This window comes from Streptococcus sp. Marseille-P7375, assembly GCF_902460365.1.
Taxonomy (GTDB): Bacteria; Bacillota; Bacilli; order Lactobacillales; family Streptococcaceae; genus Streptococcus; species Streptococcus cristatus_I.
Window position 1 is genome coordinate 88,909 of sequence record NZ_CABPTR010000003.1, and the last position, 20,916, is coordinate 109,824.

Consider the following 20,916-nt stretch of genomic DNA (forward strand, 5'->3'; position numbering starts at 1 on the left):
AAGAATTGTCTAGAATTAGATTGTACGAAATCGCAAAAGAACTGGGGAAGGAAAGTAAAGAGGTAGTAGCTCGGGCTAAGGAATTAGGTCTAGAAGTTAAAAGCCACTCGTCCAGCGTAGAAGAAGAAGCAGGTCAGCGCATCAAGGCTAGCTTCGCGACTAAAGAAGTTGCTAAGCCCCTTCCAGAGAAAGAGGTAAATTCCCAGCCAGCACCAAAAAAAGTAGCTGAAAAACCTGCTGCTCCAGTTCAAAAGGAAGCTGCTCCAGCTAAAAAAGAAGAGCCAAAAGTTGCCGAAGCAGTGACAACTGAAGCTCCTGCTAAACCGGCTCCAGCTCGGCCACAAAGTCGAAATTTTAAGGCAGAGCGTGAAGCGCGTGCCAAGGAACAAGCAGAGCGACGTAAGCAGCAACAAAATCGGAAACCACAAAATTCTGACCAGAAGGAAAGTAATGAGCGTGATCGTCATGACCGCAAGGCCAACAACGATCGCCAAGAGCGCCGCAATGACCGTCGTGATAATCGTGGTCAAGATGGCCGTCGGAATGGTCAGAATCATCAAGGATTCAACGGTCAAAACCGCCAACAGCCTCAGGGTCCGAAAATTGACTTTAAGGCTCGGGCAGCAGCTCTGAAAGCAGAGCAAAATGCGGAGTACGCCCGTTCTAGTGAGGAGCGTTTCAAGCAGGCTCAAGCAGCTAAAGAAGCACAAGAACGCCAGAATAGACGAAAAGAGCCAGTCCAAGCAGAGCCAACAACTGCTGAAGTATTTAAAGCTACTCCGGCTGAAACAGTCCAACCGGCTGCTCCTGCACCAGCACAAGCTGCGGTAGATACACGTCGTAAAAAGCAAGCTCGACCAGATAAGAAGCGCGATGATTTTGATCGCGAAGAAGAAGGTCCAAGAAAACAACAAAAGAATCGAAATAGTCAAAATCAAGTGAGAAATCAAAGAAACAGTAACTGGAATAACAATAAGAAAAATAAAAAAGGAAAAGGTAACCAGAATCAGGTTCCAAAACCTGTTACAGAACGCAAGTTCCATGAGTTGCCAAGCGAATTCGAATACACAGATGGTATGACCGTTGCGGAAATCGCAAAACGGATCAAGCGCGAGCCAGCTGAAATTGTTAAGAAGCTCTTTATGATGGGCGTGATGGCAACACAAAACCAATCTCTTGACGGTGATACTATTGAGCTACTCATGGTGGATTACGGTATCGAAGCTAAGAAGAAGGTAGAAGTGGATACAGCTGATATTGAGCGCTTCTTTGTTGAAGAAGGCTACATCAATCCAGATGAATTAGTAGAACGTCCGCCAGTTGTCACCATCATGGGACACGTTGACCATGGTAAAACAACCCTCTTGGATACTCTACGTAACTCTCGCGTTGCGACAGGTGAAGCAGGTGGTATCACTCAGCATATCGGTGCCTACCAGATTGAGGAAAATGGCAAGAAGATTACTTTCTTGGATACGCCTGGACACGCGGCCTTCACTTCGATGCGTGCGCGTGGTGCATCTGTTACCGATATTACCATCTTGGTCGTAGCAGCTGATGACGGTGTTATGCCTCAGACTATTGAAGCAATCAACCACTCTAAAGCGGCTAATGTGCCAATTATTGTGGCTATCAACAAGATCGATAAGCCAGGTGCCAATCCTGAGCGCGTAATTGGTGAATTGGCTGAGCATGGTGTTATGTCAACTGCTTGGGGTGGAGATTCTGAGTTTGTTGAAATCTCTGCGAAATTCAACCAAAACATCGATGAGCTTTTGGAAACAGTTCTGCTTGTAGCAGAAATTCAAGAACTCAAGGCGGATCCGACTGTTCGCGCTATCGGTACGGTTATCGAGGCCCGTTTGGATAAAGGAAAAGGTGCAGTTGCAACCCTTCTCGTCCAACAAGGTACGCTGAATGTTCAAGATCCAATCGTTGTCGGAAATACCTTCGGACGTGTTCGGGCTATGACCAATGACTTAGGTCGTCGTGTCAAAGTGGCAGGTCCATCTACACCGGTTTCTATCACCGGTTTGAATGAAACTCCGATGGCAGGTGACCACTTTGCTGTCTATGAAGATGAAAAAGCTGCGCGTGCAGCTGGTGAAGAACGTGCTAAACGTGCCCTTCTCAAGCAACGTCAAGCTACTCATCGTGTCAGTCTAGAAAATCTCTTTGATACCCTCAAAGCTGGTGAAGTTAAGTCTGTTAACGTCATTATCAAAGCCGACGTACAAGGTTCTGTAGAAGCCTTGGCTGCTTCCTTGCAGAAGATTGAAGTGGAAGGCGTTAAGATAACCATTGTCCACTCAGCGGTTGGTGCCATCAATGAGTCTGACGTAACATTGGCAGAAGCTTCAAACGCCTTTATCATTGGATTTAACGTTCGCCCTACACCACAAGCTCGCCAGCAAGCAGAAGCTGATGATGTAGAAATCCGTCTTCACAGCATTATCTATAAGGTTATCGAAGAAATGGAAGATGACATGAAAGGAATGCTGGACCCAGAATACCAAGAAAAAATCATCGGGGAAGCTCTTATCCGCGAAACTTTCAAAGTTTCCAAGGTTGGTACTATCGGTGGATTCATGGTTATCAATGGTAAAGTTACCCGTGATTCCAAGGTTCGTGTCATCCGTGATGGCGTCGTGATTTACGACGGTCAGTTGGCTAGCTTGAAGCACTTCAAGGATGATGTGAAAGAAGTTACAAACGGCCGCGAAGGTGGTCTCATGATTGACGGCTATAACGATATCCAAGTGGATGATACGATTGAAGCCTATATCATGGAAGAAATTAAGAAATAAGCTAAGAAATCTGTAAAGACTCCCAGTGAAAAGCATATTGGATGGAAGTCGATACTTCTAGTCCAAGTACCTTTTCCACAAAGAGTTTAGAGCGACTTTCATTCAACTAAAACTAAAAATATGAGAGTGGGACAGAAATCGGTAATTCGTTAGAATTCGATTTCGTCGTCCCACCTCCGCACAATTGAGTAGGGCTGTAAAAGCTGATGAAATCAGCGTAATAGAGCCCACTCAACCACTGCGTCTTGCTCGATAATCCAAAGACAATTGAGAGGCTAGGACTTTTGTCCCAGCCTCATATTGCAGAAGAAAAAATTAGAAAGGAAATCCTATGGCAAATCATTTTCGTACCGACCGTGTAGGAATGGAAATCAAGCGTGAAGTCAATGAGATTTTGCAAAAGAAGGTCCGTGATCCACGTGTCCAAGGTGTGACCATTACCGATGTCCAAATGCTGGGCGATCTGTCTATGGCCAAGGTTTACTATAGTATCATGAGTGACTTGGCTTCGGACAATCAAAAGGCGCAGCTGGGCTTGGAAAAGGCAACCGGCACCATTAAGCGTGAACTGGGTCGAAATCTCAAGATGTATAAGATTCCAGATTTGACTTTCGTCAAAGATGAGTCTATTGAGTACGGTAATAAGATTGATCAGATGTTGCGTAATTTAGAAAAACATTAATGAAAAGAGTGAGGTGGGGCAGTGTTTACTAGTCCTGCCTCACTTTTATTTTTGAAAATACTTTTTAAAAGTTTTGAAAAAAGGTGTTGACAAGTGGAGATTATCCTGTTATACTAGTAAAGTACTCAATCGCGGGGATGGCGGAATTGGCAGACGCGCAGGACTAAGGATCCTGTGACCGTTTTAGGTCGTGAGGGTTCAAGTCCCTCTCTCCGCATAGGATTAGCTGACTTCGGTCAGTTTTTTTGTTTTCTCAAAGAAGCTGAAGATGCCTGAATTCAAAAATTGCTTGGGAATTACTTAAAATTTCAGGAAAAACTAGCAATTTTAATGAAAAAGTGATAAAATAAACAATGTAAGTGGTTCATTCCACAAAAAATAAGAGGAGGCCTATTACAAATGGCAATCGTTTCAGCAGAAAAATTTGTCCAAGCAGCTCGTGACAATGGTTATGCAGTTGGTGGATTTAACACAAATAACCTTGAGTGGACTCAAGCTATCTTGCGTGCAGCAGAAGCTAAAAAAGCACCAGTTTTGATCCAAACTTCAATGGGTGCTGCTAAATATATGGGTGGTTACAAAGTTGCTCGCAACTTGATCGCTAACCTTGTTGAATCAATGGGTATCACTGTACCAGTAGCGATCCACCTTGACCATGGTCACTACGAAGATGCACTTGAGTGTATCCGAGTTGGCTATACTTCAGTTATGTTTGATGGTTCACACCTTCCAGTTGAAGAAAACCTTGAAAAAGCACGTAAAGTTGTAGAATTTGCTCATGCAAACGGCGTGTCAGTAGAAGCTGAAGTTGGTACTATCGGTGGTGAAGAAGATGGAATCATCGGTGATGGTGAATTGGCTCCAATCGAAGATGCTAAAGCAATGGTTGCAACTGGTATCGACTTCTTGGCAGCTGGTATCGGTAACATCCACGGTCCATACCCTGCAAACTGGAAAGGTCTTCACCTTGATCACTTGCAAAAATTGACAGAAGCAGTTCCAGGTTTCCCAATCGTATTGCACGGTGGTTCAGGTATTCCTGATGACCAAATCCAAGCAGCTATCAAACTTGGTGTTGCGAAAGTTAACGTTAACACTGAATGCCAAATCGCATTCGCTAACGCAACTCGTAAATTTGCTCGCGACTACGAAGCAAACGAAGCAGAATACGACAAGAAGAAACTCTTCGACCCACGTAAATTCTTGGCTGACGGTGTAAAAGCTATCCAAGCATCTGTTGAAGAACGTATCGACGTATTCGGTTCAGAAGGTAAAGCATAAGAAGCTTGTAAAAGCTTAATATAACAGGGTTTATCCAATTTGGATAAACCTTTTTTCTTTGTTTTGTCACAAATTTGCCACACTTATTTAGTTAACGAATCTAATACAGGAATAATGAGATCTTTTATTTTTTGTGCAACGTGCAAATAGATATCTGTAATACGACTGCCTCGTGTGTGTCCAACACGATCTTGAATTGCTTCGAGTGGAATTCCTTGCTCAGCTAAAAAGCTGATATGTGTGTGACGAAAAATGTGAGTTGAAATAGAATCATCATTAGTACGAGAGTTTGAGCGATGACGTTTAACATTTGGATTAGAATGACAGGAATAGCTAGTACAATAGCTTCAAATATTTTAAAGATGAGATAAAAAATAGTAATTGAACATATGGTATAATAAAATGAAATCAAGTGATGGCAACTCATCTAACTTAAATCGAAATAGTATAAAATTACGAGGAGATTATAAGATGAGCGATTATATAAAATTCAATGAAGATAGATGGAATAATGTAAAAAATGACTATACTGAGCCATTGACACATGAAGAATTAGAAGAAGCTAGAAAACATCCAATTTCTGTTGCCTTAACTGTTGGGAAAAAAGTTCCAACAGAATGGTTTGAAAAAGCTAACGGAAAAAAGATATTAGGGTTAGCTTGTGGTGGTGGACAGCAGGGTCCAGTTTTCGCTGCAAAAGGTTATGATGTCACCATAATGGATTTTTCTAAATCACAATTACAAAGAGATGAGTTGGTTGCTAAAAGAGAAGGCTTAAAAATCAATACCGTTCAAGGCGATATGACAAAACCATTTCCATTTGAAAATGAAACTTTTGATATTATTTTTAATCCAGTTTCAAATGTATATATAGAAGATTTAGAAAACATGTACAAAGAAGCCTCTCGTGTATTGAAAAAGGGTGGACTCTTAATGGTCGGATTTATGAATCCTTGGATATACATGTATGATGCTGACGTTGTATGGGACAAACCCGATGAGGAATTACTGTTACAGTTTTCACTACCTTTTAATTCAAAAGAGCTTGAAAAGGAAGGCAAGATAAGCATCAATCCAGAATATGGATATGAATTTAGCCATACCTTAGAAACTCAGATTAGAGGACAACTTAAAAATGGTCTCGCCATGATAGATTTTTATGAATCGTGTGATAAAAGACATCGATTATCACGTTATGGAAATGACTATATAGCGACACTCTGCATTAAACTATAATATTATGGAACGTATTTCAGGAGTATAGCCTATTTTATTTTCTGAAAGGGATAAAATCTAAATCCCAGTTTGTCGAAGTAAAACAATTAAATAAAATTAAAGCGAGGAAGTAAAAGCAAATAGCCGCTACTTCCTTTTTTTGTTGTCAAACATTCAAAAACGGAAAGGAGAATTTATGGAGGAACTGAAAAGCACGGATAAAAAAGTATTGGCACAAAGAGAAAGATTGGAAAGACCACCTATGAGGTTCTTGTCTATTTCAATGAAAATGCAACTGAAACAATGCAAGATAAACTTACAAGAATAATGCTGAGGGAGCTTAGGAGAAAATCGGATGAAAAAAAGATGATTTTGATTAAAAAGTCCTTGACAGGTAGCAATAGGAAAAACAGCGAAGTCTATGTCAGCTGAATACTACAAGATGGTAAGTCACGAAAAAAATCGCATGGGTCATACTTAAAATGATTTGTCCATGCGATTTTTATATTTAAGGAGCTATCGTGAGCAAAGGTTTATCTAGCAGAATAGAAATGTTTACGCTTCTTTCTTTTTAAGTAAGAAGAGACCGCTGCTTGTAGCCAGAAGAATCGTTGCGACTGTAAAGAGAGCAGAGTTTTCCTTGCTTCCTGTTTGTGGGAGCTGGGCCTGTTGAGTATTTGTTGCTTTTTGAGTTGTAGCGATAGGCTGTACTTCGCTTGTTTTCTGAGCGAGGCTTTCTAGTTGCTTTTCTTTTGCTTTCGGAGCTATCGGTTTGTCAACTGGTTTGCCTGCTTGTTTTGGCTGAGATTTTTGGTTCAGAATTTCTACAATTTCGACACTTGGTTTGTGAGTGACAGGCATATTTTTCAGCTCAGCCAATTGATCGCCAAAGACAGCGTTTGATATCCAACGATAGAAGTGAATAGTATGCAGACGATTGGTTGGATTTCCAGCATAAACAAAGAGTAGATGTTCCTTGTAATTACCAGAAATAGCAACGATTTTAATGTGTTCTTAAATTTAGTATAATAGGTTTTGAAACCGCTTACAAACAAAAACATAGATAGGAAATAAACTTCTAACAAAAGGATGAGATATGTGTAATTTCTGAAGAGTATTTGAGTCTGATATTTAAACAGCCCGCAATATTCGCAGTTTGGGTTTCTGCAAATTCATGCAGAAAACAGGCATTTATGCTACAAAATCAGTATGCAGGTCTAAATACTTGGTATCACTGGTTTAAATACATATTTGATTTTATTGACTACGTTACTGACTACGTTATTTAGCAATCATAAAGTCGATAAATTTTTCAACCAAAGCTACTCGCTGGCGCTGATTGATATGGGTGTAGAGATCAAGGGTGATCTTGATGTTACTGTGACCAAGTCGGTCAGAAATAATCTTAGGTTCTATACCTGCTTCAAAGAGCAGGGAAGCGTGAGTATGGCGAAAGCCATGGATGGTGATAGGTTTTAAATTATGTTTTTTGATAATTGATTTTAAGTTATTTTCTGGATAGGTTGCTTTAAACCAGTGGCAGCGGCGGTCTGTGAAAATGAAATTTTCATCACCAAAATATTTTTTTCCTCGGCTAAAATACATCTTTTTTTGCTGATGCTTCCAGCATTTTAATTTTTCCACCGTCATATAGTCGATCGAGAGAACTCTTTCGCTGGCAGTCGTTTTTGGCGTCTGAAAGGACCTTTTACCGTTTAATCTTACGAATGTACGATTAACGTAGAGCAAACCAGCATCAAGGTCAATATCGCTCCACTTTAACGCTAAAGCTTCACCCCGTCGCAATCCTGTATAAGCCAAAAGCCAAAAAAAGATATAAAGACCGGGCGATTTATTATTTTGGCAGCATGCCAGAAATTTCTCGAGTTCTTCTTTTGTGTAAAAATTATCTGGTTTGTCTTTTGGCTCCTGCTTTGGTTTTACTATCCGATCAAGTGGATTACGCTCAATAACATCCATCATAACCGCGAATTTAAAAATACGATTGATAACGCTGAGATAAATGCTGTACTTTGCATATTTTTTACTTAACTCAATAGCAACTTTTTGGCAATAGGCTACGCTGATATCTTCAATTTTCATTTTTTGGAAATATCGGCTCGAAATGCTGCTATACAAGGAATATACATTTTGAAAAGTAGTGGGTTTAACTGTCGTTTGATAGTTCTCCAGCCACATCTCAGCTATTGCCTGGAATGTGTAGGAAGGCTTGATCTGATCTTCCAATCCATGCTCCTCAACTTGGATTTGAAGAAGTGTTTCAGCCTTCTTGGCTTCCTTTGCAGTCTTAAAACCACGCCGTGTGGTCCGTCGTTGCTTCCCAGTCACGGGATCAACCCCTAAGTAAGTCTGTAACATATAGCGGGTCTCCCCGCTTTTAGTAGTATATTTTTTAATCATCTTTTCTCCTTTTTTGCTTGCCCGCATAGTTGAGAGAAGGAGTGATTTTTGATATACTATGATTGTATATTTTTTATCGACTCATCACCTTGACTACGAGTGATGAGTTATTTTATTTCTTCAAAACTTTTAATTTAATCCGTATTTTAAACGAATCCGAGACTCTACGGAGCCTATTTTCATCAGGAGCAAATTCTTTGTATTCCCCACCATAGATTTCCGCAATTTTTATAACTTCATTATTAGGATCAGTAGTTAATCTTAACACTTTTTTATTTTTTGACTTAGCGACATAACCTAAGTGATAACCTCTAACTACAATTTTTAAGGCATTTGGATCATATTCATTGTCAACTTCAGGGATAAATTCTACTTCTCGAATATCAAAGGTTGGATATTTGTAAAATCTTCCCCCAAAGATCAATTCTTCAGTTAGTTCTTTAGTTGAATATCCTAGATACGGTAAATCATCATATTCTTTTATAAGTTCTTGACACAATTTATCAAAGGAGTCCTTATTATATCTGAGACCTTTAATCATAAGAGTAACATCATAAAGAGTTCTACTAGCAATCTCTTCCAGTCTCACTTGCTCCTCTAACAGTTTATTTAAATAATCTGTTAGTTGTTTGATTTCATTTTCCAGTTGATCAGTATTGGTCTGAGGAGGATAAAGATTTATAAGACAAAATATAAAAATCACACAGATAAACAAAGCAAATATAGTGAGTAACAAATTTCCCAAAAAACTAATGAGGTAGGTTATTAGCAGGAGTAGAATAATCGAGCAAATTATCCAACCTCTAGAATTCTCCATTTTACTAATTGTTTTTTTATGTTGATCGATGAGTTTCTCCACTTCATCTATATTTAAAGGAGTATTAAAGTAAGTCATAGTTTCTCCTGAAAATTTATTTTTCTATTGGTATAAAATTACTAATAACTTTGCCAATGATACGAGGTTCTTCGCTGAACGGCGCGAATTTATCAGTATATTTTTCGTTAAGAGATACAAGTCGAAGACCATCATTTTCTTTATATACTTTTTTGATATAAGACTGGCCATCCCAATCTACAGCATAAATAGCACCATCGTAATCCCAACCTGTGTCCTTTATAAGAGCAACAGAGCCATTTGGAAAGGCGGGTTCCATTGAGTCGCCAAAAACCCAACTAGCTAGATCATGAGCAATATCCCTATCAAAATACACAATGTCATAGTTACGGTCTTCGTAATATGTTTCACCAATACCTGCAGATAATTTTTCAAATACATGATATTCTACCAAAGAATTTTTGGAATCATTTTTTCTATCATTTTTTTGTTCTTCACGCTGCTTTTTAGCAAATGATAAAACTTTTTCTTGACGCGGCTTTTCAAGTTCATCATATATTAGTTGGATGTCTGATTTTTGATTATAGAGGCTTTCCAAAGTATCTCCTAACAGTTCTGATTTCTTCACTCCAAAAATCATAGCCATTTGCTCTACATTTTCCATTAGAGGGTTATTTCTCCCTAATTCCCAAGCAGAAACAGCAGTAGGAGCAACTTTGAGCATCGTAGCCAAGTCCTTTTGAGTAAGTTTTCTATTTTTTCGAAAGATTTTAATATTCTCGGACAATACACTCATGTCAAGCAATCCTTTCTACAGATATTTACTTATATTATACACTTCAAGTGTAAATAACACAACTTAATTTGTAAAAAAAACAAAAAAACCTTGACACTACACTTGAAGTGTAGTAGAATGTAATTAAGTTAAGAAATAGTGGTTTCAATCCTGTCTATTCAATGCTAAAGAATACATACTTGAAAGGGGGTGAAAGTGTGCAATGGACTTTAAAGTTAGCGCGAACTCAAGCAGGTCTGACGCAAAAAGAACTCGCAAAGAAGCTAGATGTTTCTACGAATACTTATAATGATTATGAGAATTATAAAGTATCCATGAGAGTAGATAAAGCTGTTTTGTTTAGTAAAATTGTATCAATACCTTTTGATGACATTATTTTTTTTAAAAATAACTACACTTCAAGTGTTGTTTGATTTGCATTTTATAACTACGCTTGCCCGCATAGTTGAGATAAAGAGGAAAATTAAGAAAATCAAAAATAGAAAGGGAGAGTATGAAGGAACTAATATTATCCGATAATCTTGCTCAAATCGAACTGGAAATCAATCACCACAAGCAGATTGCTGGTCAGTCTATTTGGGAAATCGGTAGGCGGCTCAATCATGTGAAGGAGCATGATTTGGTTCATGGCGAGTTTAGAATCTGGCATGAAAATCTTGGTCTTGATAAAGACTTTGCTTACAAATCAATGAAGATTGCTAAAGAATTGCCAAATGTCGAAACGTTACGACATTTAGGAACAACTGCTCTGCATCTTATCGCTACGCTTCCAGAAGCGGAGCGAAGTCAACAGCTTGAACGGATTGAACAAGGTGATAATCCGACTGTAAGGGAGCTGCAAGAGGTTAAGCGTAAGCTCAATCTTGCCCAATCCGAGAATGAAGATTTAAGGAAGAAAAATGAGCAATTAGCTGAGCAGGCATTGAAAGGATTGGAAACAAAGACGATTGAAAAGGAGGTTATAAAAGAGGTGGAAGTAACACCTGCTGATTATGACTCTACTAAGTCGTTAAATCAAACTTTAATGTCTAAAAATCAGGAGCTAAGCAAGGAAAATAAGAAGCTTGAGGATGAGTTGAAAGAGCTGAAGGCTCAGGGCAACATTAGTCAGGAGATGGATGAGCTTATCAAGCAACGTAGAGGGAAAATCCAAGGCCTTGAAAAGCAGATCTCTGACTACAAGGATGTGCTGAACCTAATCAGGGTCGGTGATGAATTTTTGAATAAAATGGCCAGTCTCATCTATACCGATGAGAAGAAATTTAGAAATGCCGATGAAGTCATTGGTCTTGAAATCGACAGCATGGTCAATCGGCTCTCGACTTTTATCACCGACTTGCAAAATCTGAGAGGGCGAAATCAAGATGTAATTGAAGGAGAAATCGTATGAGTAATACAACAGTGATGCTTCCGGCGAATATGACTAAGGAAGATATGATGATCGCGATGCTGACGACGCAAAAGGAGCAAAATCAGCGTCTGGACACGATGGAAAGCAAGGTTGACTATTTGGAAAATGAGCAACCTATCCATCCGGGAGTTGCCAATGTCCTGCTGAAAAAGCGGAGGGCTAGAGTGGTCGAATGTTTGGGTGGGAAAGCCAGTCGAGCTTATCAGGATAGGAAGTTCGCTCAGGCAGTCTTTAAGGAGGCGGAGCTTGATTTTAAGGGCTACTTTAAGGTGCCAAACTACGCTATGCTCCCGAAAAAGCATGAGCTAGCTGCTATGACTTACTGGGATAACTGGCAGCCATCGAACAACACTAAGCTGGGTATCGAGGCTCGGAACGGTCAAATAGTCATGGACTTGATCTCGTGAGGTGGGTATGGAAGTTATGGATACAATGCGACTGCCACCTTTGATGTCTGATGATATGGCACGGATGTTTATACGGCAACAGGTAGATATCATCAGGGAGGAAGTGAGACGCGAAATTGAGCAAGAAAAAATCCCTTTGAATCAAAAGGAATTGATGGATATGTTTGGTTTTGATGCTAAGTATCTTAAATATTTACTTAGCTTGGGGCTAAAAAGAAGAAAGCAAGGCCGTGATTGGAAGTATGACCTTGCTGACGTTTATGAAATACTTGACCTTGCGAAAGAACATTTTATCGGTTATCAACCGAAGAAGTGAGCAAGGAGTATTTATTTGATTATAACATAGAATGGAGAAAAAATGAGTAAAATTATACAAATTAACACAGCAAAAAAACTATCCCAAGAATCTAAAAAGAAATTATCAAAAATCATCATCGACGAACTTATCAAACAAATCAATCTTTACATCAGAGAAAGTGCAAGTAATGGTTATGGTAAAGTTCGCTTCGACTTTCAGGACCTTCGAAATTCTACTTGTGATATTACTTGGGACCTAAACTTTCCCAGCAAAGAACAGGTAAGTGAAGTCTTGCAATATTTCAAAGATGGTGGGTATATCGTGAAAGAAGAAGATACTCTACTAACAAGATGGTATGAAGTTATTTGGGAGGTGGAAGATGAGCATTAAAGACGATATTTATCGTTTGAAGTACGAAAATTGGAGGGCGAGAAACTCGATTGCTAATCTGCAATTGACATTGTTGGCGCTGTGTGCTGGGCTACTGATCTTGCTGGTGGTCTTGGCTAAGACTAATATTGACCGTGAGCATCATCTAAAGGAGCTACAGTATCAAATAAATGACAACCGCGATAGTATGCGGAGAAACGCTGTGCGGATCGTCCATTTAGAGGAAGAGGACAGAGTGATGAGAGAGAAGGTGGGGATAGATGAGTGAGTTTTTGGGATCGGTTTTTATGATCGGCATTTTCTTTCTGGCGGGAATCACAGCTTGCTACATCGAAAATCGAAAGAAAGAGAAGCGGCGGAAAGAGGAAGAAATGCTAAATATGCAGGCTCTCTATGTGCTTTGGATGCAGGAGCAGGCTCTTTGTGAGGCTGCAGAGCAGATGGCAGAGGAGCGGAAGAATTGTACGCCTTCGTTCAAATATTAGGTGTATGCTATGAAATTTTTAGATTTATTTGCAGGAATCGGTGGATTTCGTCTTGGAATGGAGTCTGCTGGTCATGAATGTGTAGGATTTTGCGAAATAGACAAGTTTGCTCGCATGTCCTATAAAGCTATACACGACACGAGAGGAGAAATAGAACTACATGACATCACAGCAGTATCAGATGAGTCTATTCGAGGAATCGGACGTGTGGACATTATCTGTGGAGGATTTCCGTGCCAGGCTTTCAGCATTGCAGGAAACAGACGAGGTTTTGAAGATACACGAGGAACTTTGTTCTTTGAGATTGCTAGGTTCGCATCTATTCTCAGACCTCGATATTTATTCCTTGAGAATGTCAAAGGACTCCTCAACCATGACGGAGGAGCTACATTTGAAACCATCCTCGGAGCCTTGGATGAATTGGGGTATGATGTGGAATGGCAAGTGCTTAACAGCAAAAACTTTGGAGTCCCCAAAAATCGGGAACGTGTGTTCATTATCGGACATCTTAGAGGAGAACGTACCAGAAGAATTTTTCCTCTCTCAAGCACTGGCAGACAAGTTGATAAACATCAAGAACAGTCAACAAATACCCTTACAACCAGATACCCAAACAGTCAAGGAGTCGGATCGTACATTGTTGAAAGTGAATCGCAGAGAGTGAGGTCTATTGGTAATGTAAACCCATCTGGAAATGGGATGAACGGAGAGGTCTATGAACCAACTGGATTGGCTCCTACACTCACAACGAATAAGGGAGAGGGGGCAAAAATCATTCAAAGAGCACACGGCTACAATCAAGGTGGAGAGCATGATATAGCGCCAACCTTAACCAGTAACAGTTATCAAGAAAATAACCATGTTAAAATCTATGATTTTTACAATAAAAGGACAAAAGATGAAGTTGGTACTTTAACTGCTAATGGAGGAGTAAGCACTACGCATTGCGGGACATTTGGGGTAACAGACGGTTACCGTATCCGAAAGCTAACACCTCGTGAGTGTTGGCGACTACAAGGTTTTCCTGATTGGGCTTTTGATAAAGCTAAGGAAGTTAACTCAAATAGTCAGCTCTACAAACAAGCAGGAAATAGCGTGACAGTCAATGTTATTGCTGCAATAGCAAAAGAATTGAAATAAAAATAAAAAGGAGAAAACATGACTAAAACATTAACACTTGAAGAAAAGGTTGAGGAATGGTTTATCAACCGCAATTTGCACGAGGCTAATCCCGTGAAGCAGTTTCAAAAGCTGATGGAAGAGGCTGGGGAGCTCTATACTGGAATCGCTAAAGGTAAGTCAGACTTGACCAAAGACGCTTTGGGAGATATGCAGGTTGTGCTGATTGGTATTGAGCAGCAAATAAAAAATGGTGCTCAAATCGAAGCAAGTCCGCAAGATATGGAGCTTCTTCTTTTGGCTTCGAGTCTTGGCAATATGGCTCAAAAAATCCATAAGCATATCATGCACAATGAGACGCAGACACCGCTGGTGCGGCCTGAGCTTGTTTCACTGTATTCATCCATCCACGCTATCGCGATTCACAATCTGACCACAGCTAATGACTGTCTGGCACTTGCTTACAAGGAAATAAAGGACCGAAAAGGCAAGTTGATTGATGGAATCTGGGTGAAAGAGGAGGATTTGAAATGAAATTTTTGCCATTTTTATCCATGATTGTGATTTTGCTAGCTCTTGTGATAGCAGGGGCAATCAAAATCAACCGACTCAATAAGAGGATTGAGCAACTTGAGGCGAGAAAATTGATTACAATCCATAGAGTCGATAATGCTGGCGGCTCTATGGATGTGCTTGGAAAAATCACTGATAAAGAGGTGATTGAGGGGAAATACACGGTTACGGTTGGCGGTTACGGGAAATTCTTGGTTACTCAAGAGCAGTACGAGTCTATCAAGGTTGGAGACCCAATACCAGATTATTTAAAAGGAGTAGGAAGATGACAGAAACAATTAAACTACCAAACTACTATGAGCCTGATTGGGAAAATGCAAGATACGGCTCATTGGAAGAACTTAAAGAGTTGTTACTATACAAGCGTATCGTGAAATGGGATAAAGACTTTCTACTACTTGAAGATGGCACAAAGGTCACTATCGAAATGTCTGAAAGTGATTGCTGTGCCTCAGCATTCGGGGAGTTCCAAGAGGTATCTCTTGACGCTGTGATTACCGATATTGAAATTGGAGAACCTAAAGAAATCCCTGACCATTGGGGAACTGGTTATAAAAACAAAGTAACCATCTTCCACAATCAAAACCCGGTAGCTATTGCCAATTGCAAGGCAGAGCACAATGGCTATTATTATAGCGTAGGATCTCTAGTGATTGGCGATATTCATTTCCCAGTTGTGAAAGCATAGGAAAAGAGAAATGAAAGAAAAAACATAGAGGAGGTAGAAAATGATGAATAGCGAAAAAGTATATATAGAGGGCTATGTGGTTGGTTTTATGGTGGATTCAACGGGAACCAGAGAAAAGCGAATCCAAGTATCAAGCGGAGAAATTGTGAGTATAGACGAAAGTTTTATCCACAAATCGATTACACCAGAAAAAGTCAAAATCCCGCGGATGGTAGCGGATTGGATTAAGTTTGCAAAGTTTGAAGATTACCATTTGCTAGGTGCAATGGACGCAATCGCGACTAGTGGAAGAAAAAATCTTTACGAATGGTTTAGGGAAGATGACAACATGGATCTCTTCGCTCGAGCGTGGTTAGATGGCTACGAGGTTGAGAAAGAGAAGAGATATATTATAACTCTGAAATCAAGTAAACAAAAGTTGTACTATCACACCGAACACGAGGATTATATTTTCTCTAGCTATGATGGAGTATTCTACTCAGAATATCATACTAAAACAGATCTAGAAGAAAATGGCATGAGTTGGGTGTTTGATTGCCCAGGGATTAAAATTGAGGAGGTGGATGAATGAGTTATGATTTGGAAATTTTAGGAAAAATAGAAAACGGACAATATATCTGTATTGATGAACCTAAATATAGTTCTCCAACTTACAATCTTGGAAAAATGTTTAGGGCGGCTATGGATTGGGATTTCGACCAAGGTACTATTTACAATGTTGCTGATATTTTTGAAAATATTCAACGAGGTATAACTGAATTGGAAAGGCAACCTGAAAAATATGTACAATATGAACCTGCAAATAAATGGGGAACGGTCAATGGTGCATTAGATGTTTTGAGATCGTTAAGGGACTGTGTTCTAGAACAAGATATTGACGCGAAATATTTATATGTGAGGTGGTAATATGAAACGACCTGATCGATACCCTTACACACGAAGTCAATGGGTTGAAGAAACTGCTGATTTTTACACATACGAAAACAACCTTTATTACACAAGGCATATTTTAGCAAATAGGCTTACAGGAGAAGTCAAGAATAAGGAAACATCAGATGCAACAAAAATTTATATCATGGGATAAACTCAGGAAGAGGATATCTGTAGTTGATAGAATTTACTTCGATACCGAAGGAGTTCAGCTGCGTGATGACGGAGGATTGTATTGGCGACATTTTTACAAAAAACTCGCAGAATTGACAGCAGACAAATTCATGACCTTCAAAGAATCTGAGTGGAGATCTTTTTGTACCGAGTTGATAAGCAAGTTTAGTTTTTGGGAGGAAATTCAATGACGGTAAAAGAATTCAAAGAGAAATTAAACGAGTTCGATGATGATCTGATAATAGAAGTCATCTTGACAGACGTAGAACCATATGAATTGCTTTCGGAAGTTGATGAACGCGGATGTGTTTCCATTTATTCTGAAGAAGGTAGATATTTTGATTTTCGTCTAGGAAATTTAGGAAAATTAATAATTGAGGGGGAAGGATTTTGATCAATAACGTCGTACTTGTGGGCCGTATGATCCGTGATGCTGAACTTCGCTATACACCGCAAAATCAAGCGGTCGCAACCTTTACTCTGGCTGTTAATCGCAACTTTAAAAATCAAAGTGGTGAGCGTGAAGCGGACTTTATCAATGTTGTTATCTGGCGTCAGCAGGCAGAAAATCTTGCTAATTGGGCCAAAAAAGGCGCTCTAATCGGAATTACTGGTCGCATTCAGACTCGTAACTACGACAATCAGCAAGGCCAGCGTGTCTATGTCACAGAAGTCGTTGCAGACAACTTCCAGCTTTTGGAGAGTCGTGCAAGCCGTGAAGGGCAGTCTTCAGCTGGCACATCCAATCAAGCACCGAATTTTTCCCGTGATGAAAGTCCTTTTGGAAATCCAAACCCAATGGACATCTCAGACGATGATTTACCGTTTTAAGGAGAAATGAATGATTGAAGATGTATTTGAATTATTAAACTTCTTTCCAGATGCTTTTATAAATAGTGAAAAAGAATTGATTTTGATTCCAAAAATAAATTTATTTTTCCAGCTAAACGATGTCCAAAATAGACGAGACTTGATTTATAAATTACTTGCTTGGTGTAGTTATGATTTTTCAAAATCTAAAAAAGCTTTAAACCAGTTGAACAAGTTTTTAAAAACAAATTTTGAGACGCACGAAATGGAATATATTTATAAAAAAATAGGAAACGGTGCAAACAAAGATTTATCTTATAAATTTATTGATAGCGATTTTGACATGGAGGTTTTAGATGACTAAACTGATCGACTTCGGTCGTTGCCTTGGAAAAACGACAATGGCTATTTTAGAGAGTCATGCGACTGGCAGCAGAATTTTGGTTGCTACTCAAAAAATGGCAGAAAACACCTTTAGGATGGCGCAGGAATTGGGCTATGCAATACCTTATCCAATATGCGTCAACGATTTGGTTCGCACTCCTCATGTGTACTCAACAAAAGAGCACCTCATCATCGATAATGTTGAGATGGTGTTGCGGGAGATGCTTTACAATGAGATTGATACAATCACCTTTGACAATCGTACGATTGACCCTGAAGACCGCTATCTCGAAGAAATCAAAACTTTAAAGCAAGAAGTGGATGCTTGCTACAAGGAGAAGGCTGAGCTTTATCAGGATATACATGATAAGGATGAGCACATTGAGCGGCTCAAGCGCAGCAATATCGAGCTCACGCAAGCTCTCTCAGATACTATCTATACTGATATGCGAGCTAAAGCACGATATAGGCAGCAGGGGCGCAAATGGCGAGCGAGGTAGAAGGGTGGATACAAAATGAAATTAAAATACAGGGACTTACATATTATCAAGCATGCCTTGCAGCACTATATCTGTCGAGACAACCCTCAAGAAGGAGATTTGCTGCAGGAGGAGAATTTATTAAACAAAGTCAAGGAAGAAATCAACTGGTTTAAAGAAAATATCATCAAATCAGGAGGAGATTATGGCACAACGGAGGATGTTTAGTAAAAAAATAACAGATACGGACAAATTTCTGGAAATGCCATTGTCAACTCAGGCACTCTACTTTCACTTAAATATGGGTGCTGATGACGATGGATTTGTTGACCGTCCCAAAACAATCCAGCGGATTGTTGGCGCAAGTGATGATGATTTGAAGCTTTTATTAGCTAAAAATTTCATTATCTCTTCTGACACCGGGATTGTGGTTATCAAAGATTGGCGCATCCATAATTACATTCGCAAGGATACCTACCAACCCACGATTTACCAAGCAGAAAAGCTGGCTCTTGAGCCTCAGATGGCTCAACTTCCAAAACCGTCCACGAGCCGTCCACGAAAAGTTGACGCAGGTAAGGATAGGATAGGTAAGGATAGGATAGGTAAGGATAGGGAAGATAAGGATAATATACTATCTCCTTCTGAGGTTAATATTCTGCAATTATTCCAAGACGAATTTAGGCGAATGCTGTCAGGCTTTGAAATCGAAGAAATCAATCATCTGATAGCAGAAAATAATCAAGACTTAGTGATTGAAGCTTTGAAACTAGCAATCCAAAACGGGAAGCCTAATATCAAATATATATCTGGCATCTTGCGAAATTGGGAAAATGCAAATGTAACCACGGTCGAGCAAGCTAGAAATATAAGCAAGGCATCAAAGAAGCAACGACAAAAGAAGGAGGCTGAGGACGAATGGGGATTTTAGAAATGATTGCTGCGTTTGAGCACCTATACTACCCTTTATCAGACCAGATGAAAGAGCTTTTGCAAAAAGCGAGCTTGGAAGTAGTCAGTCAAAAGCTAGCGGACATGGCTAGCTGGTATGCTGCCGGGGGAGTCTTAACATGGTAGTCAATCCTTTTGCTGCTCTGCTGGCTCTGCAAGCAGAAAATACATCAGAAATCTGCGAGAAGCACAATATCCCGAAAATCAGAATCTTTAGGACCGGAAATATCGTCTGCTCTGCTTGTGAGAGCGAGAAAATCGAAGCTGAAAATCAAAAGCTAGTAGATAACTTTGCAGCCGCGGACAAGGAAAACAAGCGACAGTTTTATCTAAATAAGTTTTCCTTGTTTGACGAGATTCTGGCCAATGCTACATTGGATAATTATGATACACCGACCACTGCAGAAGCTCAGAAACTTTCTGCGGCAGAGGGATTCTGCTCAGAGTGGATTGATGGGAAGAGAAATAATATCATTTTCGTTGGCAATCCTGGCACTGGGAAAAGTCATTTAGCTTTCGGAATTATCAAACGTGCCTCTGAAATGACCAAAGAATATGCTATTTTCATGAATGTGGCTGATTTATTTAGCATTTTGAAGAAGGATTTCTCGCAAGAATTCTATATCCTTGAGCAGATTTCTAAAGCTAAATTTTTGGTTTTGGACGATTTGGGCATGGAAAATAATACAGAGTGGACCTATCGCGTCCTGTATTCGATTCTCAATAATCGCTCAAATACGCTCATAACTACAAATATGAGTGCGGATAAAATTGAAGAACGATACGGCAGACCTTTCCTCGATCGGATCATGAAAGGCGTGGACAAGGAACACGTCCTGAAATTCGATGATTTGAAGAGTAAGAGGAGGGATTATTTTTAAATAAATGTTTGTTTTAAAACTCGGAAATCGCAAGAGAAAGCCTTTTCTGATGACTGTGAGCTTTGACTCAACTGGAATCAAAGCATCATTTTCAGAAGAAGATAAGGCCATGCGATTTGTCAGTCGTGGGGCCGCGGTGCAGGTCTCGCATGCTTTATTTACTGCTTACGGGCAGTTTTATCCAGTGGAGTTGGATAGATGAGTAAAGGAGATAGATAGTTATTAGTGATTTTTTAAATATGGATTGCTTGCCAGCAATGAGAAAATACCCTGATAATTATTTTGACTTAGCCATTGTGGATCCTCCGTATTTTTCAGGACCTGAGAAAAGAAAATACTACGGAAGAAAAATCAGTCCAATAGGTGTCAAAAGATTATACGGCGAAACTTCTGAATGGGAGGTGCCTGATAAAGAATATTTTGATGAATTATTTAGAATATCCAAACACCAAATTATTTGGGGAGTAAATTATTTTGATTACTCCTTTTCTTCCGGTCGCATAGTTTGGGATAAAGTAAATGGGGAGTCTAGCTTCTCTGATTGTGAGATTGCGTACTGCAGTTTGCATGATAGCGTTAGACTCTTTAGATACATGTGGAATGGTATGTTACAGGGAAAATCAATTTCTGAAGGGCATATTCAGCAAGGGAATAAAAAACTAAACGAAAAAAGAATACATCCAACTCAAAAACCGGTGAATTTATATCGCTGGCTTATCCAGAAATATGCAAAAGAGGGCTACAAAATACTGGACACACACGTTGGTTCGGCAAGCAGCTTAATAGCATTTGAAGAAGCTGGATTGGAATATATCGGATTTGAAAAAGACGAACAAATCTTCAAATCTGCTCTAGCCAGATTAGAAGATTACAAATCGCAGTTAAAATTATTTTGAGAA

Annotated in this window: 33 protein-coding genes, 1 tRNA gene and 1 pseudogene; 30 read left to right on the forward strand and 5 right to left on the reverse strand. The window is 39.5% G+C overall.

Annotated features, from left to right (window positions below; genetic code table 11):
* Window positions 1–5: 5 nt before the first annotated feature.
* The 4 genes from infB (at window position 6) to FZ954_RS07780 (ending at window position 4,770) form a co-directional block, all read left to right on the forward strand.
* Complete coding sequence (gene infB / locus FZ954_RS07760; RefSeq protein WP_148877952.1) at window positions 6–2,807, forward strand: translation initiation factor IF-2; 2,802 nt, start codon at window positions 6–8, stop codon at window positions 2,805–2,807.
* A 331-nt stretch (window positions 2,808–3,138) separates the two neighbouring features.
* Window positions 3,139–3,489 (forward strand): 30S ribosome-binding factor RbfA, encoded by a 351-nt coding sequence (gene rbfA / locus FZ954_RS07770; protein WP_005590924.1) that lies wholly within the window; start codon window positions 3,139–3,141, stop codon window positions 3,487–3,489.
* Window positions 3,490–3,620: 131 nt separating this feature from the next.
* A tRNA-Leu gene (locus FZ954_RS07775) sits at window positions 3,621–3,706 on the forward strand.
* A gap of 182 nt (window positions 3,707–3,888) precedes the next feature.
* A complete protein-coding gene (locus FZ954_RS07780; protein ID WP_125378845.1) occupies window positions 3,889–4,770 on the forward strand; it encodes a class II fructose-bisphosphate aldolase in 882 nt (293 codons plus the stop codon).
* A gap of 83 nt (window positions 4,771–4,853) precedes the next feature.
* Here FZ954_RS07780 and FZ954_RS07785 read toward each other — a convergent pair whose 3' ends face one another.
* The gene (locus FZ954_RS07785; protein ID WP_316246113.1) at window positions 4,854–5,036 is read right to left on the reverse strand and encodes a tyrosine-type recombinase/integrase; all 183 of its coding nucleotides are present in this window, start codon (window positions 5,034–5,036) and stop codon (window positions 4,854–4,856) included.
* A gap of 205 nt (window positions 5,037–5,241) precedes the next feature.
* On the opposite strand from FZ954_RS07785, the gene FZ954_RS07795 reads away from it, so the two are divergent.
* Together FZ954_RS07795 and FZ954_RS07800 are read left to right on the forward strand one after the other, a co-directional pair.
* Window positions 5,242–6,006, forward strand: a complete 765-nt coding sequence (locus FZ954_RS07795; protein WP_148877954.1) for a class I SAM-dependent methyltransferase — start codon at window positions 5,242–5,244, stop codon at window positions 6,004–6,006.
* Between the two features lie 225 nt (window positions 6,007–6,231).
* Window positions 6,232–6,417 carry a transposon-encoded TnpW family protein gene (locus FZ954_RS07800; RefSeq protein ID WP_398587647.1) on the forward strand — a complete coding sequence of 62 codons (186 nt, stop codon included), beginning with the start codon at window positions 6,232–6,234 and terminating at the stop codon, window positions 6,415–6,417.
* A 123-nt stretch (window positions 6,418–6,540) separates the two neighbouring features.
* Here FZ954_RS07800 and FZ954_RS07805 read toward each other — a convergent pair.
* The 4 genes and pseudogenes from FZ954_RS07805 to FZ954_RS07820 all read right to left on the reverse strand — a co-directional run.
* Window positions 6,541–6,990, reverse strand: a pseudogene (locus FZ954_RS07805) (LPXTG cell wall anchor domain-containing protein); the annotation flags it as partial.
* Window positions 6,991–7,266: 276 nt separating this feature from the next.
* Window positions 7,267–8,406: a site-specific integrase gene (locus tag FZ954_RS07810; RefSeq protein WP_148877955.1), complete on the reverse strand. Its 1,140-nt coding sequence runs from the start codon at window positions 8,404–8,406 to the stop codon at window positions 7,267–7,269.
* Between the two features lie 112 nt (window positions 8,407–8,518).
* Window positions 8,519–9,301 carry an HIRAN domain-containing protein gene (locus FZ954_RS07815; protein WP_148877956.1) on the reverse strand — a complete coding sequence of 261 codons (783 nt, stop codon included), beginning with the start codon at window positions 9,299–9,301 and terminating at the stop codon, window positions 8,519–8,521.
* A 16-nt stretch (window positions 9,302–9,317) separates the two neighbouring features.
* On the reverse strand, window positions 9,318–10,037 hold the full coding sequence (locus tag FZ954_RS07820) for an XRE family transcriptional regulator (protein ID WP_148877957.1): 720 nt from the start codon (window positions 10,035–10,037) through the stop codon (window positions 9,318–9,320).
* A gap of 197 nt (window positions 10,038–10,234) precedes the next feature.
* Here FZ954_RS07820 and FZ954_RS07825 point away from each other — a divergent pair, with 197 nt between their 5' ends.
* From FZ954_RS07825 to FZ954_RS07930, 24 genes are all read left to right on the forward strand, one after another.
* Window positions 10,235–10,450: a helix-turn-helix transcriptional regulator gene (locus FZ954_RS07825; protein WP_262366237.1), complete on the forward strand. Its 216-nt coding sequence runs from the start codon at window positions 10,235–10,237 to the stop codon at window positions 10,448–10,450.
* Between the two features lie 80 nt (window positions 10,451–10,530).
* Window positions 10,531–11,427 (forward strand): DUF3102 domain-containing protein, encoded by an 897-nt coding sequence (locus FZ954_RS07830; protein ID WP_148877959.1) that lies wholly within the window; start codon window positions 10,531–10,533, stop codon window positions 11,425–11,427.
* Window positions 11,424–11,855 (forward strand): ORF6C domain-containing protein, encoded by a 432-nt coding sequence (locus FZ954_RS07835; protein WP_148877960.1) that lies wholly within the window; start codon window positions 11,424–11,426, stop codon window positions 11,853–11,855. Before FZ954_RS07830 ends, FZ954_RS07835 begins: the two co-directional genes overlap by 4 nt.
* A gap of 7 nt (window positions 11,856–11,862) precedes the next feature.
* Entirely contained in the window at window positions 11,863–12,171 is a 309-nt protein-coding gene (locus FZ954_RS07840) for a hypothetical protein (RefSeq protein WP_148877961.1), read from the forward strand.
* A gap of 42 nt (window positions 12,172–12,213) precedes the next feature.
* Entirely contained in the window at window positions 12,214–12,543 is a 330-nt protein-coding gene (locus FZ954_RS07845; RefSeq protein WP_148877962.1) for a hypothetical protein, read from the forward strand.
* Window positions 12,533–12,811, forward strand: coding sequence for a hypothetical protein (locus FZ954_RS07850; RefSeq protein WP_048791851.1), 279 nt, complete (start codon window positions 12,533–12,535; stop codon window positions 12,809–12,811). The genes FZ954_RS07845 and FZ954_RS07850 overlap by 11 nt, the downstream gene beginning before the upstream one ends.
* Entirely contained in the window at window positions 12,804–13,028 is a 225-nt protein-coding gene (locus tag FZ954_RS07855; protein WP_148877963.1) for a hypothetical protein, read from the forward strand. Before FZ954_RS07850 ends, FZ954_RS07855 begins: the two co-directional genes overlap by 8 nt.
* Window positions 13,029–13,037: 9 nt before the next feature.
* On the forward strand, window positions 13,038–14,168 hold the full coding sequence (locus FZ954_RS07860) for a DNA cytosine methyltransferase (RefSeq protein ID WP_148877964.1): 1,131 nt from the start codon (window positions 13,038–13,040) through the stop codon (window positions 14,166–14,168).
* A gap of 18 nt (window positions 14,169–14,186) precedes the next feature.
* Window positions 14,187–14,681 carry a MazG-like family protein gene (locus tag FZ954_RS07865; RefSeq protein WP_148877965.1) on the forward strand — a complete coding sequence of 165 codons (495 nt, stop codon included), beginning with the start codon at window positions 14,187–14,189 and terminating at the stop codon, window positions 14,679–14,681.
* Window positions 14,678–14,989 (forward strand): DUF1372 family protein, encoded by a 312-nt coding sequence (locus FZ954_RS07870; protein ID WP_187423348.1) that lies wholly within the window; start codon window positions 14,678–14,680, stop codon window positions 14,987–14,989. The genes FZ954_RS07865 and FZ954_RS07870 overlap by 4 nt, the downstream gene beginning before the upstream one ends.
* On the forward strand, window positions 14,986–15,408 hold the full coding sequence (locus FZ954_RS07875) for a hypothetical protein (protein WP_148877966.1): 423 nt from the start codon (window positions 14,986–14,988) through the stop codon (window positions 15,406–15,408). Before FZ954_RS07870 ends, FZ954_RS07875 begins: the two co-directional genes overlap by 4 nt.
* Window positions 15,409–15,448: 40 nt before the next feature.
* Entirely contained in the window at window positions 15,449–15,979 is a 531-nt protein-coding gene (locus FZ954_RS07880) for a DUF1642 domain-containing protein (protein ID WP_262366238.1), read from the forward strand.
* On the forward strand, window positions 15,976–16,314 hold the full coding sequence (locus FZ954_RS07885; RefSeq protein ID WP_148877967.1) for a hypothetical protein: 339 nt from the start codon (window positions 15,976–15,978) through the stop codon (window positions 16,312–16,314). Before FZ954_RS07880 ends, FZ954_RS07885 begins: the two co-directional genes overlap by 4 nt.
* A gap of 1 nt (window position 16,315) precedes the next feature.
* Complete coding sequence (locus FZ954_RS11760; protein ID WP_187423349.1) at window positions 16,316–16,492, forward strand: hypothetical protein; 177 nt, start codon at window positions 16,316–16,318, stop codon at window positions 16,490–16,492.
* Between the two features lie 207 nt (window positions 16,493–16,699).
* Window positions 16,700–16,906, forward strand: coding sequence for a hypothetical protein (locus tag FZ954_RS07890; protein ID WP_148877968.1), 207 nt, complete (start codon window positions 16,700–16,702; stop codon window positions 16,904–16,906).
* Entirely contained in the window at window positions 16,903–17,343 is a 441-nt protein-coding gene (locus FZ954_RS07895; protein ID WP_148877969.1) for a single-stranded DNA-binding protein, read from the forward strand. Before FZ954_RS07890 ends, FZ954_RS07895 begins: the two co-directional genes overlap by 4 nt.
* A 10-nt stretch (window positions 17,344–17,353) precedes the next feature.
* On the forward strand, window positions 17,354–17,686 hold the full coding sequence (locus tag FZ954_RS07900) for a hypothetical protein (RefSeq protein WP_148877970.1): 333 nt from the start codon (window positions 17,354–17,356) through the stop codon (window positions 17,684–17,686).
* The gene (locus tag FZ954_RS07905; protein ID WP_148877971.1) at window positions 17,679–18,206 is read left to right on the forward strand and encodes a hypothetical protein; all 528 of its coding nucleotides are present in this window, start codon (window positions 17,679–17,681) and stop codon (window positions 18,204–18,206) included. Before FZ954_RS07900 ends, FZ954_RS07905 begins: the two co-directional genes overlap by 8 nt.
* A 15-nt stretch (window positions 18,207–18,221) precedes the next feature.
* Window positions 18,222–18,413, forward strand: a complete 192-nt coding sequence (locus FZ954_RS07910) for a hypothetical protein (RefSeq protein ID WP_148877972.1) — start codon at window positions 18,222–18,224, stop codon at window positions 18,411–18,413.
* A complete protein-coding gene (locus FZ954_RS07915) occupies window positions 18,391–19,116 on the forward strand; it encodes a DnaD domain-containing protein (RefSeq protein ID WP_148877973.1) in 726 nt (241 codons plus the stop codon). Before FZ954_RS07910 ends, FZ954_RS07915 begins: the two co-directional genes overlap by 23 nt.
* Window positions 19,104–19,262, forward strand: a complete 159-nt coding sequence (locus FZ954_RS11765) for a hypothetical protein (protein ID WP_187423350.1) — start codon at window positions 19,104–19,106, stop codon at window positions 19,260–19,262. Before FZ954_RS07915 ends, FZ954_RS11765 begins: the two co-directional genes overlap by 13 nt.
* Window positions 19,256–20,017 (forward strand): ATP-binding protein, encoded by a 762-nt coding sequence (locus FZ954_RS07920; RefSeq protein ID WP_148877974.1) that lies wholly within the window; start codon window positions 19,256–19,258, stop codon window positions 20,015–20,017. Before FZ954_RS11765 ends, FZ954_RS07920 begins: the two co-directional genes overlap by 7 nt.
* 49 nt (window positions 20,018–20,066) lie before the next feature.
* Window positions 20,067–20,219, forward strand: a complete 153-nt coding sequence (locus tag FZ954_RS07925; protein ID WP_262366239.1) for a hypothetical protein — start codon at window positions 20,067–20,069, stop codon at window positions 20,217–20,219.
* Between the two features lie 55 nt (window positions 20,220–20,274).
* The gene (locus tag FZ954_RS07930; protein WP_262366240.1) at window positions 20,275–20,913 is read left to right on the forward strand and encodes a DNA methyltransferase; all 639 of its coding nucleotides are present in this window, start codon (window positions 20,275–20,277) and stop codon (window positions 20,911–20,913) included.
* Window positions 20,914–20,916: the final 3 nt, after the last annotated feature.